Source organism: Mucilaginibacter gossypiicola (assembly GCF_900110105.1).
Classification (GTDB): Bacteria; Bacteroidota; Bacteroidia; order Sphingobacteriales; family Sphingobacteriaceae; genus Mucilaginibacter; species Mucilaginibacter gossypiicola.
Genome location: NZ_FOCL01000001.1, coordinates 838,264 through 849,622 on the forward strand (window position 1 = coordinate 838,264; position 11,359 = coordinate 849,622).

Below are 11,359 nucleotides of genomic sequence, written 5' to 3' on the forward strand. Positions count from 1 at the left end.
TTAATGGAATGGTTAAGCAGCTAAGGGCACACCGGTATTGTTGACCCGGCTAACAAATTGCTGAAGCTGAAGCCCGCTGCTTTTAAGGGCTTCCACGAACGCTTCAAGTGCTTTCGGATAAGTACCAAAATGGTTGACATAGATTTCAACCGCAGATTTTTCCGGCTTTTCAGTGGTATAGGCGAGATACTGGTATAAGGAAACTTCAACGCCATAAACTTCGCCGGTCGAACCACGCCGGATGTACACTTCCTTAAACCGGCCGCGTCCTTCCTGATTGTTCAGTTGATGTATGCTAAAGATTTTTTTGCGTTCCACCTCGTTGATGGAAAGCAAAGCGGCAATTTCATTATAGTTATCCTTAAACTTATTCTGATCAAGCAGCGTAATGGTATCAGAATTACTGATGATACTATCTTTAACTACCGCATTGCCAATGATGTCAGCCAGTTCCTGGGTGACTACGATGACTTCACCCCAAAACTTTCTTACCGTTTTATAGAGATATAAAAGATACCCCGCCATCAGCGGACTGGCGATGGCTTTCCAGGCCTCTTCCACAATCAGGCATTTGCGCCGGTCGGAACGATAGCGCATTTTCTGGATGAACAAATCCATGATGGAGAGCGTGACTATCGGAAATAAAATCTTGTTCTCCTTTATGGAATCAATTTCATAAACAATAAACCGCTCATTAAATAGCGATTTGTCCGTTTGCTCGTTCAGTATGGTTTCAAACTCACCACCCCGATAAAACTTTTTAAGTACATATTTAAACTCGTCATGATCGAACGCGATCTGCTCCTCGGCTTTGATTTCCGGTATTTTTTTAAGGGCAAATTCATAGAAAGTGTTGAAGTTCAAAAGACGGTCATCTTCGTGGTCGTCGAACCAATAGTTAAAATAAGCGCTAATGGTATGCGCGATGACATCACGTTCAACCTGGCTGATAATGCCCTCAGCACCTTTCCAAAGCAGGCAGATCAGTGTAACCAGAAACTCCTTCTTTTCGATATTATATTCCTCCGGCGAAATCGCAAAAGGGTTCATCGTGATCGGCTTCTTATCGGTATAGGTAATGTATTTGCCGTTATAATATGAACATAGCCCGGAATATGAGTGACCGGTATCAACGATCACCATATCGGTGTTATAGAGCATTTTTTGTTCTATCAGCGAATTTTGATAAAAAGATTTACCCGAACCTGATGGGCCCAATGTAAAGGAGTTTCTGTTATTGATACGCCCTGTTCGCATGGGAAGATCAGAAGGATCGATAGCGATTGGGATGCCTTGCCGGTCAGTGAAGCGGACGGTATAATCTGACGGCTCATCTTTTGGCAGTGATTCTTTAAAAAAGAAACATAAAGCAGCGTCGCAGGTGGTCAGGAACCAGTCATAGTTTTTCAGTTCAACTGCATTACCGGGTAATACCGTTCTGAAAAGCTCCAGCTGGTTATAGGCGTTTTTGCTGGCAATAATTCCCAACCCAAACAGGCTGCTTTCAATATAATTTGCCGCCTTTTGTATTTCGCTTTTATCGGCCGCGATCAGGATATTAAAATGGCAGTTTACCAAGAGCTGGTTTTCACGGGCGACGTCCGTCAAAAGGTGGTCAATATCCTCCACGCAGGTTTGATTGGCCGGGTCTGGGATGCCGGAATGCCTTTTCTTTTTCAGCTCCAGTTTACGGAGTGTAGCCGTTTGCCCCGGAATTTCGATCACCTGGTTATAAACGAGGCAATCACAGCCGGGAGCTTTAAAAAGGAATTGGAGCGCATCCACCGGAAACCCTTTAATGGTATCTTTTTCATTCCATTCCACATGGGTGGCAACCTCAGATGGTAAATCCATACTGTCGATATTGATTAGGCTGATACTCCTGACAGCACGGTCACCCATCAGCAATTCGGTATCATTCGGTGCAATATTGTTAAGCACTGTAGTTGGCTCACTGAAACTCATGCTAAGGATTTGCATAACCAGTTTATTGATCTGGCTTTCTTCGAGGATCTTGGGCTGCATACCCGCGCCGAGTAAAAGATCGTACACTTTAATTACCGATTGGCTGAAGTCGATGAGCGCACGCTGATCGAAAACATAAAAGGCACCGCGTTTAATCTGCCGGGTAATGACGAGGTGTGTTTCAAGTTTGATATACCTTCGGCCGGCGAAGTGTTCGTTAAATTTTTGCTGTAAAAACTCCTTTGCAGGTTTGTTTGGATAAATGGCTTTTGAAAAGACATCTAATTTTTGCAATAGGTAGCCATCACCTAATATTTTGACGATGTTCAGTAAGAGGTTGTGATAATCATCGTAGGCCTCGGACTGCGCACCGTATTGCAGGACAGGATTTGAAACGGTAAGGATTGCTGAAAAATCACCATCCGCGCCATAAAGCAGGTCGATGCCGGACTCGCGGGCCACACCAATATAGGGTAGCTTAAACTCTGTTTTTGCTGCCATAAATTTTGAGTTTTTTAAGATTTGAGGGATGAATGAGGATTTGCCTGGATTGCGTTTTGGAGTGTAATCCTTTCTTCTGCTTGCCAGCGATGTAGAATAATCCACCGGTTACGCTTCCGGCAAGCACGGCTGTACCGAGCCACATATTGATCAGGGCAATGGTCAAGGCACCGAGTACGAGGCCGATTAACAGGATGGCAATACCCCAGTAAATAAATTTGCCCTGGAAGCCTTTAAATACAAGGGGCTTTTGAAGCCCCTTGTAAACGGCGAATCGCTTAGCCATTAGTTAAGGCCGAAGAAGGCCTTGACAATCAGCGCAGAAACCACGAGAAAGACACATGACCCTCCCCATCCCATAATCTCTTTATTGATATCTTGATCTCCTGAATTCCATTTCGAGTAAACGCGAATAGCGCCCACGATACCGATAATACCGCCGATGACGAGCGCGATATTGCTGGCAGGATCTACATAGGTTTTAAGTGTTGAGGTTGCTGTATTTATACCAGTTACACCACTTTGGGCAAAAGCGGAAGCTGAGCCAAGGGCCAGCACTGTTAAGGTGGCCCATAGACGTTTCATTTTATTCATGAAAATGAGGTTATTAAGGGTTGGAAAAAAAGAAAGCGGCCCGGTGAACCGGAGCCGCTTTCAGGGTTGTTTAGATTAGAAAAATGATAGATTCAGATACCGAACAGGGCCTGCAAAAAGCCGCCTGCCAGTATCATAAAAATGGCCGCGAAGAACCAACCGGCCACAGCCTGATCTATGCGAGGATGTCCCATTTGCCAGTTGTGGTAAATACGCACCGCGCCTAAGATGCCGAAGATTCCGGCAAGGACAAGACTACAGTCGAGAGCGGAAAAAAAAGTTGAGCTTAGTTGCTGTTTGGCCTGGTTGATTTCGTCGATACCGGGCTGTGCGGAGGTTGATAGAGCTGACGCGACCAATACTGATACCAGTATGATGCGCTTGTTCATGCTGGTTAAAAACTTACTTCTTTGAGATAAACGATGGCCTCCTTTCTTGCCAGGCTGAAGACGTCTTTCAGCAGTACCCCACCCGAGGCAATCATTTCCGGGGCACTTAATTTCGGCCCTTGCGATATCGGGCTTGACGGGGCGGTATTGCCTCCAAACAGTTCGACCGCATTTAGCGGTACAACCGGCTCAGAAAAGGTGAGCTCGTGCACGGCAGTCTTTGTGGCAGCCGGATCTTTATGGTTTAATGATTCAAAAAGAATGATTGCGGTGTAATAGAGGGCATAAATCGCCCCCAACCAGAGTAAAAAAGTTGTCCAGTTCATAATTCAATAGTTTGGAGGTATTGCTTGACGATAATTTTCAATTCGGGATGCTGTTCTAAAAACTGCTTCACCGCATAGCCGACCACTTTATTGACCTCGATACCCGAGGCCATTTTGAGATGATGCAGTAGTTGTGCTGTAGGTGTTTCAAACCGCACATGGATCATGCTTTTGTGGTCGGCAAGATCATAAGCCCGTAGCAGCTCAAGAACCGGCGCTGCTACCTGCTGCTTTTTCCCCTTCTTTTTTTGAGGTGGTGATTTTTCCACCGCTGGCGCATCCGGTTTGTTAATGCGATTGCGGAGCTGATCAGCCAGTGATTTAATTTCATGCATTTGGCTCCATTTTGAGGTGTTGTTTATACAAGCCATCGAAAACCGGCCGGACGGCGGGGAACACAGATATAGGTGTTTGAAATGTACTCGTCCGCTGAAAATCGATCCGATCAGGTATAGCAGCGGTGACCATACCGAATTTTTTCAATTGCTCGTCCACGTCGGATTGGGTGTCATAGCGGACGTTGGCTTTGATGCGGTTTGGAACGAACATCATTTCGCAGTCCGGGCACAATTTTTTGAAAACGACGGAAAACAGTATGGTCGATTCAAAGCTGAACTCATCATAGGCAAATGGGCAAATCACGAGATCTGCGGATTTGAAAACCGGCAACAAGCCATCATCATCCAGTTTTCCAGGGAGGTCGATCAATACAAGGGTTTCGGGGTCGGATTTTATCAGTTCCAGTAAATCCGGGTAGTCTTCGAGTGAGGCCGCTACCACCTCATAAGGCTCTTCATTTTCAAGCACTTTGGCTTTTTCGTACTTCTGTGCGATGGACTGCTGATAGTCCATATCAATGACGGTCACTTTTCTTTTTTTGACCATGGTGAGGTAATTGGCCAGCAAAAGAGTAAGCGTACTTTTGCCGGCACCACCTTTTTGGTTGCCGATAATTATAATCATGATGTGTGGGATTTTTTTGTCCTACCTGCTGTTGGTGCGCGGGTGTTTTTTGCGACGTCTGTTACGGCCGTTAATGGCCTCGTCGTCGATGGACTCCGCGATGATTGGCGGAGGAATAAAGAGATGTTCGGGAGATAGTTCCGATTCAAGTTCACCGGAGGCATCAAACGCCTCAAGGGTACGGTGATAATCAGCAGGTTCAAGCAGCTGATCGAGGGGGATAAAAGCCCCGTCTTTATGATTTATGAGAAAATAGCGATTGTCGCGTTCGTAGATATCGATACCTACCTGATGGAGCCCCTGCCTGATGTCAGGGTAATTATTGGTAGCCACTTTGAGCATGGCCTTATAATAGGTGCGGCGTCCCGGGTCGTCGTCCGCCAACTGGTACTTGACGGGTTCGGCCAGAACACGCTGATCAACCGGAGGATTGCTGATCATTGATAACAAGTTCTTTAAGGCTAATATTTCGCTGCCCTTGAATACATTTTTACCCGCATGATCGATAACTGAATATCCATAAGGCGGCTGATCCCCTTTAGCGTGAAGGAGCAATATGAGGCCATGTTTGCTTTTCAGGTATTGGGTTAGTGATGACAGATCATGTTGTGGTGTGTATTTATATAATATCGCCTTAAGCTGAGCTGTACGTTTTTTATCCGGCTCTGTACCCATATGGGCCAATACCTGCTGCGTGTTAACCTGCGCCTGAACTTTCCCATATTTGATGATATTAAGAAGCCCCTCATTCTCGCTGAATTTGTAACCCTGTGCTTCCAGGATCATCATAAATTGTGCTTTGGTCGAATAACTATAATTTAAAGCGTTTTCAATATCTGATTTCGCGTTAAGCACGGGGGCAATACCCACAACCTCATTGAGTTGTTGAATGGCGCGATTTTTCTCAAAGCCGCTATTGATTTTTTTACCATTTTTATCAATCCTTGTCGATACCAAATGGATATGGTTATTGTCGGTATCTTTATGAAAGACGATCAAATAAGGCTGGGCAGCATACCCCATTTTATCCAACCATTGTTCGGCAATGCCGGTTAATTCATGTTTATTATGAAGTCGCCCCTCGGTTGAAATCGTCACATGAAATTGTGGTTTAGATACCGCCTTATTGGTAGCAGAAACCATTTTCAGGTAATTGATATAATCTTCGGGGCGCAGGTTCGTCAGGCCTTGCAATGCCCCGAAATTCCGAACGGCCATCAATTCACCTTTATTCCTATCCATTTTACTGGTGTTATAATCAACACCGGGAAAAGAGGCGGCTGAAGACAATATCTTAACGATCATAGTTAGCTTGTTTACCCCTGGAGAGCTGGCTATATCGTACCGGGATCATTAAGAACCAGAGATAAAAGATCCGGATACAAAATTTCCAGATACGGGATTGATCATATCCGGTTACAAAGTGAATGATCTCCAGCTACATCATATCTCTGTTTTTATCTCCAGGTAAATTCAAGCCGGGTACAAGATACCCCGGTATATTGTAGCCTGATACCTTTAAACTTTGTCTCTGGATAGCCAGATACATTGTGCCGGTGTATCGGGATACATTGGCGATTGTCTCCAGGTAAAATCCACCTGAGTATTTTATCCCCGGATATATTATCGCGCGATGCGGATCAGTTTCCGAAAGGTGGTTTCCAATGTTTCTATCCGTTTTAGATAATCCGTAAAAAGCCGGTTGAACTCATTGATAACCGAAGGATTTAACCGACCGGCTTTATTGAGAGTATTGGCATGACGCGCCAGTTGATTGATATTATTACCACAACGGCCTAACTCAGTTCCGATAGCATCAATTTCTTCAATCAATGCTTTTGCATTCACAATGGCTTCCTTTGTTTTCTGTAAAACGCGACCGCGTATCAAATCGGTTTTAGTGATGCCCATGGTTTCTTCCCATTGAAGAATCATACGGTATTCTTCTTCTGTAAAGCGGACATCGATTTTTTTTGATCTTTTACCATCGGTCATTGGTGGCCGTCCCCCGAGTTTCAGCTTTGCCTTCATAAGAGGAATTGAGGTTGCGAAATTCCGATACTCCCCGGTCTTTCACGCAGAGAGGAACGAACGAAGTGAATGGCCGGGGCAAGATTCTGAGTGTCTGGCAAAATACCGGAGGTTTTTGTCGGACACGAAGACATCTTGCAAGGATAAAAACCAAATTGTATCCAGATACAATATATTAGTAAACAAGATGATTGTTCGCATAAGGCAATGCCCTGGCGAAGTTATTTGCTGCTTCAACACCGGCGGCAGTTGTTGAAAAGTATAGCCCGATCTCGGGGAATGAGGCTGCCATCCTGATGGCCTCGTTAAGGCCTTCATTTGTGTTTAGGATCACTGCCGAGTGATTTACTGAGCTATTTTCTTTCTTCCAAATCAGGTAGCGGAATTGATTTTCAAAAACGACAAGCCTTCGAAGGTCATTTTTAAGAATGGTGATTCCTACTTTTCCGATGCAACCGTTAAAGTGTTTGCTGATGACCTGCCAGCCATATTTTGAGTTCTGACATGCGGCTGCGCAAAAATCTTTTTTATTGCCATAAAAATCGACAGTATAGTAATACAGCTCCTTAAAATATTGCCTGGCTGTGTCAAACAGGCCATTTTGGTTAAGGAAATTGGTTATCAGGTCGTTCGTACCTAAATCCTTAACATCTTCAATAACATAATTGGGGATTTTTACGGGAACTTGAATACGGGGACGTTTGACCTTTGTAGCATCTTGCTGTAGCAGGGCAATTTTATGATTTGCGGCCTGTTCGTCTACATGCCACCAGTGCTTGACCAGATCAACCAGCGTACCGCCTTTTTTATAATGTTGATCGTACCATACTTCCAATTGATCATCACAAGCTATTTTTATACTTGCGCCAGCCAATGGTGACCAATTTTCATAGATTACAATTCGGCCACAGGTTTCAACCTGCCTAAATCCGGCATATTTGAGGATTTGGGATATAGAAATACCTGGCCCTGCTGATGAGAGTTCATGCAGTTCATTCATGGTAATGATTATTAATTGCGTAATTGTTATTTCAGAAAGGCTGTGGATCGGAATAATTGTTGAGTAACTCAAGCCACAGCGAACGATAAAGTTGGTTCGATCCTAAATGATATATGTCGAACGACCTTATTTGTACCGGCAGCGGGTAACGAACCCGAAAATTCATTTCTACCGGTATTTTTTCGGGATTACTCACGTCGTGTTCTACAACACGGTCTTTAAACTGCCCAGGCGTTTTCGGATTATTGCGGCTTTACGCGCACCTTCGCCTGATTTCCGGTTAGTGGCCGGATAATGCTTCATCCCCATACGTCAAAGAACTGCGGACAGTGCCGTCAGTGCTATCTGCGGTTGGCAGATAGGAGCTTCGTTTGCTGGATGCGACAATGGCATTCAGCGAAGCCCAATCAATTTTCGATGGAGATTTCAGCTACCCTACAAGGTTATGATGCCGAATATTAATTCGACCGTCGCCATTGCAGGCTACTGTTTAGGGAAGTTGCTTGAGAAAGGTTAACTGGTTAAAGTGGATGAACTACACCACAGATAACGAACACTTTCCAAAACAACGAAACCTCACTTCCAGCTCCATGGAGCCAAAAGTGAGGTTAACGGGAAGGTGCATATCAGGAGCTTTCAGGTACTACCTATAAATATTTTTATCTGGATATAAAGTTTCGGGAGCCTTATTTAAATAAAATCCGGATACAACGGGAATTGTAATTACCGGATTATTCCACTGACTAAATCAGTAGTTAATGTGCGGTTAAAGATTTTATCGCCAGGGGACAGACTAAATCGCAAAGAGGATTTATGATACGGTAAACTATCTCTGAGTTTCCTAAATTGAATAAAACAAAAAGGGCTGAATTTTTATCCAGCCCTTTGATTCATTTATACTAAATTATTATTTAACCTGACCAGCAAACCTTCAAATTGAAGGATCTGGTCAGTTGTCATCCCTTTATAAAGCGTTTCATTTACTTTATCTATGGCTGCCTGAACTAATGGCTGCATTGCCTGACCTTTTTTGGTAAGGAAAACGAAATGCTCCCGACGGTCTGCCGGGTTTAAAGACGTGTAGGTATAACCCTTTGTGTTGAGTGCATCGATAATAACGGCTATACGAGACTTGTCCAGCTCAAGAAGTTCCGCAATCATTTTTTGTGTTTGCGGTTGAGTGGCTGATGATAGTATAGTAATGATGTCGATCAAATACTCCCCAGGTTTACCGGGAATTTCTTTTAGAACGGATTGTGCGTAGCGGTTCTTTAATTTACGCAGTTGTTTAGAAATCATCAATTGCATACCTTGAATTGGTTGATTAATTTTTCCCCTGATTGATTGACTACCTATAGACTTAGATGACTCAAAAATGCGAGTAACAGTTAACAAACGATAGCAAGCAATAGGTGCTTTTTCCCATCATCAGATTGTTTTAGGTAAGATTTTTGGAAGGATGCATTGGCAACCTTATAGGTTGATCAGATACGGATCGTACAGAGCGAGAGAAATAATTGACGAGTCCTTAAAGCAGAAAAAAAACAATCTGGTGATTGTGTTAGGAACTGTTTTAATTGCGCAACGATCAGAAAGGCCTTAAACTTATGAAGTAAGACAAAAGGGAGGCCATGAGCCAGCTTGCGATCTTCTAATACGGATTTATCGAGGCGCTTGACCAGGCTATTAGATGGTAAAATACCGCTGACCTGTTCTTGCTTTCTCTTAAATATGGAATTGCCTTTTACAGTTTTGGTATGGAATACTGGCTGATGCTGTAAAGGAAGCAGGAAAATATGCGTGATTGCGACTAACGAATAGATTAATGTCAGCGCAAGCACAGAGAAGAATTTGCCACGAATTGTATTTTTATATTTCATTGTCTTCCGGTAGCAGAACAAACATCATAAAAATTTGCGATTCGTAGCAAATTTTTATTGGAGGTTAAATTAAGCAAACTCGGTTTAGGCTCATAAAATGAATGCAATTGCGAACATTACAAGTTTGACAAGAGGTAATATAACAAAACTATGGAGGCGGCAATAAGAAGCGTGGTCAGCAGAAATAAAAGCCTGGAGGTGGGATTAAATTTGCCATTCAACAATTGCTGTTCAATCCTTTGATAACGCAGGTAACCGATCAACGCGGTTATCGCCCCAATTGCAACCATAGAAATTCCGATAATTACCGAAAAACCTCTGGAAGGAGCTGGCATCTTGTCATTTACAACAATGGTGAGTTGCTTTAAAAAAAGCGAAAATTTGACCACCACAAACCCGAAACCCATAAGGGCAATGCTTGTACGTATCCAGGCTAAAAAGGTACGCTCATTGGCCAAATGGTCACTGGCATTGATCTTTTGTTGATTATCTGTTGTCATACATCATAATTAGATCGAATGAACAACTGTTATTATTCTTCCTTGCGTTCATTTTCATGTAATGATCTCTTCCAATTAACGTACCATTTATGATGATGAAGAGCCAGCAGAAAGTATAATAAGGCAGCCGTACCTATCGCAATCAAAAATTCATTCAGGCCAAGCGTAACACCAACTGCGGCGGTACACCAGGTTGTCGCCGCAGTTGTTAATCCCTGTGAACCTTTGCCGGACGCATCTCGGGAAATAATACCCGCACCAAGAAAACCAACTCCAACAACGATATTGGCAACAATACGGGAGGCTGCGGCAGTATCGCCAAGATGGGCAGCAATCGACGTAAATATAGCGGCACCGACACAAACGGCAGCGTAAGTGCGGATACCAGCATCGCGGCCATGTTTTTCACGGTCGTACCCGATGACCGCACCAAGGATCGCCGCCAGTAAAATCTTGCCTAAAATTATCAGTTCCGCCTGGTAGGTCATGGAGAAGTGTTAAAAGATGTTAAAAATGTAACAAGATCTATAGGGTAAAGTCTTATAAACAAACCGTATAAATAGTTGTTACGTATCTGGTTATGACAATAGTCAAACTTATTAATTATATTTTTAAAAACTGTTTTAATATCTTTGCATCGAAATGAAATGGATGTGCTTCATATTTGCGATCTTTTTTCTTGCCCTGGACTTAGAGCCATGCAAGGATAAGGTCGGTGCTGCGCCTGATTCTTTCGTTTCAACTATTTTCACAAAACACCATCAATCTAATACTACTCAGGATCAATGCCCGCCGATGTGCCATTGTAGCTGCTGCAATATGCAGGTAGTTATACAAGGTAAAATGGTCTTCAGGCCAGTTGCAGGCAAGTATACACCTATTACTGTTTACATGATCCCGGAAAAGCCGGTTACCCGACCAGCTAATATTTGGCAACCGCCCAAGCTAAACGCATAAACATTTCGAGTTAGCCGCTTGCGTCATAACTGACGTATTCCTGCGGCAAGTTTATTTTTTTATGTTTTACTTGTACCGGTATGGCAACAAACAGGTTAACACCTGCTAAGCGTACCTCTGTAACCAACAAAAATAAAAAGAAGAAAAAATCCCGTAAGCCACTATGGATGCGCATTATCCGCACCATATCGCTAATCATCGTTACTATTGTTTTGTTACTGGCGATCATAGGGATGATACAGAGGTACTGTCA

Annotated in this window: 16 protein-coding genes; 1 reads left to right on the forward strand and 15 read right to left on the reverse strand. The window is 43.5% G+C overall.

Translation table 11 applies throughout. The annotated features are described in order from the left end of the window. Positions 1–12 precede the first annotated feature (12 nt). The 14 genes from BMX50_RS03465 to BMX50_RS03530 form a co-directional block, all read right to left on the reverse strand. Positions 13–2,466 (reverse strand): TraG family conjugative transposon ATPase, encoded by a 2,454-nt coding sequence (locus BMX50_RS03465; protein WP_091207682.1) that lies wholly within the window; start codon positions 2,464–2,466, stop codon positions 13–15. Next, complete coding sequence (locus tag BMX50_RS03470) at positions 2,444–2,752, reverse strand: plasmid transfer protein (RefSeq protein ID WP_091207685.1); 309 nt, start codon at positions 2,750–2,752, stop codon at positions 2,444–2,446. The genes BMX50_RS03465 and BMX50_RS03470 overlap by 23 nt, the downstream gene beginning before the upstream one ends. Next, positions 2,752–3,060: a DUF4134 domain-containing protein gene (locus BMX50_RS03475; protein ID WP_091207688.1), complete on the reverse strand. Its 309-nt coding sequence runs from the start codon at positions 3,058–3,060 to the stop codon at positions 2,752–2,754. The genes BMX50_RS03470 and BMX50_RS03475 overlap by 1 nt, the downstream gene beginning before the upstream one ends. Positions 3,061–3,152: 92 nt before the next feature. Then, a complete protein-coding gene (locus BMX50_RS03480; RefSeq protein ID WP_091207690.1) occupies positions 3,153–3,449 on the reverse strand; it encodes a DUF4134 domain-containing protein in 297 nt (98 codons plus the stop codon). Positions 3,450–3,454: 5 nt separating this feature from the next. Then, complete coding sequence (locus tag BMX50_RS03485) at positions 3,455–3,775, reverse strand: hypothetical protein (protein WP_091207693.1); 321 nt, start codon at positions 3,773–3,775, stop codon at positions 3,455–3,457. Next, complete coding sequence (locus BMX50_RS03490; RefSeq protein WP_091207695.1) at positions 3,772–4,110, reverse strand: hypothetical protein; 339 nt, start codon at positions 4,108–4,110, stop codon at positions 3,772–3,774. The genes BMX50_RS03485 and BMX50_RS03490 overlap by 4 nt, the downstream gene beginning before the upstream one ends. Continuing rightward, positions 4,103–4,738, reverse strand: a complete 636-nt coding sequence (locus tag BMX50_RS03495) for a ParA family protein (protein ID WP_091207698.1) — start codon at positions 4,736–4,738, stop codon at positions 4,103–4,105. Before BMX50_RS03495 ends, BMX50_RS03490 begins: the two co-directional genes overlap by 8 nt. A gap of 21 nt (positions 4,739–4,759) precedes the next feature. Further along, a complete protein-coding gene (locus tag BMX50_RS03500) occupies positions 4,760–6,043 on the reverse strand; it encodes a relaxase/mobilization nuclease domain-containing protein (RefSeq protein ID WP_091207700.1) in 1,284 nt (427 codons plus the stop codon). 318 nt (positions 6,044–6,361) lie between these two features. Then, positions 6,362–6,769 carry a plasmid mobilization protein gene (locus BMX50_RS03505; protein WP_243487256.1) on the reverse strand — a complete coding sequence of 136 codons (408 nt, stop codon included), beginning with the start codon at positions 6,767–6,769 and terminating at the stop codon, positions 6,362–6,364. Positions 6,770–6,944: 175 nt separating this feature from the next. Further along, positions 6,945–7,769, reverse strand: a complete 825-nt coding sequence (locus tag BMX50_RS03510) for a hypothetical protein (protein WP_091207706.1) — start codon at positions 7,767–7,769, stop codon at positions 6,945–6,947. A gap of 894 nt (positions 7,770–8,663) precedes the next feature. Continuing rightward, positions 8,664–9,077, reverse strand: coding sequence for a MarR family winged helix-turn-helix transcriptional regulator (locus BMX50_RS03515; protein WP_091207708.1), 414 nt, complete (start codon positions 9,075–9,077; stop codon positions 8,664–8,666). 176 nt (positions 9,078–9,253) lie between these two features. Then, positions 9,254–9,649, reverse strand: a complete 396-nt coding sequence (locus BMX50_RS03520; RefSeq protein WP_091207710.1) for a hypothetical protein — start codon at positions 9,647–9,649, stop codon at positions 9,254–9,256. Positions 9,650–9,765: 116 nt separating this feature from the next. Next, on the reverse strand, positions 9,766–10,149 hold the full coding sequence (locus tag BMX50_RS03525) for a YidH family protein (protein WP_091207713.1): 384 nt from the start codon (positions 10,147–10,149) through the stop codon (positions 9,766–9,768). A gap of 32 nt (positions 10,150–10,181) precedes the next feature. Continuing rightward, a complete protein-coding gene (locus BMX50_RS03530; protein WP_091207715.1) occupies positions 10,182–10,637 on the reverse strand; it encodes an MgtC/SapB family protein in 456 nt (151 codons plus the stop codon). A gap of 163 nt (positions 10,638–10,800) precedes the next feature. Here BMX50_RS03530 and BMX50_RS35165 point away from each other — a divergent pair, with 163 nt between their 5' ends. Continuing rightward, complete coding sequence (locus BMX50_RS35165) at positions 10,801–11,106, forward strand: DUF6660 family protein (RefSeq protein WP_394332295.1); 306 nt, start codon at positions 10,801–10,803, stop codon at positions 11,104–11,106. Positions 11,107–11,116: 10 nt separating this feature from the next. Here the strand turns inward: BMX50_RS35165 and BMX50_RS34175 are convergent, their stop codons facing one another. Beyond that, entirely contained in the window at positions 11,117–11,335 is a 219-nt protein-coding gene (locus BMX50_RS34175; protein WP_143065073.1) for a hypothetical protein, read from the reverse strand. Between the last annotated feature and the right edge of the window lie 24 nt (positions 11,336–11,359).

Coding starts and splice junctions, on each gene's coding strand:
- BMX50_RS03490 (WP_091207695.1), bottom strand. CDS start 4,110: ATGCATGAAATTAAATCACTGGCTGATCAGCTCCGCAATCGCATTAAC.
- BMX50_RS03495 (WP_091207698.1), bottom strand. CDS start 4,738: ATGATTATAATTATCGGCAACCAAAAAGGTGGTGCCGGCAAAAGTACG.
- BMX50_RS03515 (WP_091207708.1), bottom strand. CDS start 9,077: ATGCAATTGATGATTTCTAAACAACTGCGTAAATTAAAGAACCGCTAC.
- BMX50_RS03475 (WP_091207688.1), bottom strand. CDS start 3,060: ATGAATAAAATGAAACGTCTATGGGCCACCTTAACAGTGCTGGCCCTT.
- BMX50_RS03520 (WP_091207710.1), bottom strand. CDS start 9,649: ATGAAATATAAAAATACAATTCGTGGCAAATTCTTCTCTGTGCTTGCG.
- BMX50_RS34175 (WP_143065073.1), bottom strand. CDS start 11,335: ATGATCGCCAGTAACAAAACAATAGTAACGATGATTAGCGATATGGTG.
- BMX50_RS03485 (WP_091207693.1), bottom strand. CDS start 3,775: ATGAACTGGACAACTTTTTTACTCTGGTTGGGGGCGATTTATGCCCTC.
- BMX50_RS03500 (WP_091207700.1), bottom strand. CDS start 6,043: ATGATCGTTAAGATATTGTCTTCAGCCGCCTCTTTTCCCGGTGTTGAT.
- BMX50_RS03530 (WP_091207715.1), bottom strand. CDS start 10,637: ATGACCTACCAGGCGGAACTGATAATTTTAGGCAAGATTTTACTGGCG.
- BMX50_RS03465 (WP_091207682.1), bottom strand. CDS start 2,466: ATGGCAGCAAAAACAGAGTTTAAGCTACCCTATATTGGTGTGGCCCGC.
- BMX50_RS03470 (WP_091207685.1), bottom strand. CDS start 2,752: ATGGCTAAGCGATTCGCCGTTTACAAGGGGCTTCAAAAGCCCCTTGTA.
- BMX50_RS03505 (WP_243487256.1), bottom strand. CDS start 6,769: ATGAAGGCAAAGCTGAAACTCGGGGGACGGCCACCAATGACCGATGGT.
- BMX50_RS35165 (WP_394332295.1), top strand. CDS start 10,801: ATGTGCTTCATATTTGCGATCTTTTTTCTTGCCCTGGACTTAGAGCCA.
- BMX50_RS03525 (WP_091207713.1), bottom strand. CDS start 10,149: ATGACAACAGATAATCAACAAAAGATCAATGCCAGTGACCATTTGGCC.
- BMX50_RS03510 (WP_091207706.1), bottom strand. CDS start 7,769: ATGAATGAACTGCATGAACTCTCATCAGCAGGGCCAGGTATTTCTATA.
- BMX50_RS03480 (WP_091207690.1), bottom strand. CDS start 3,449: ATGAACAAGCGCATCATACTGGTATCAGTATTGGTCGCGTCAGCTCTA.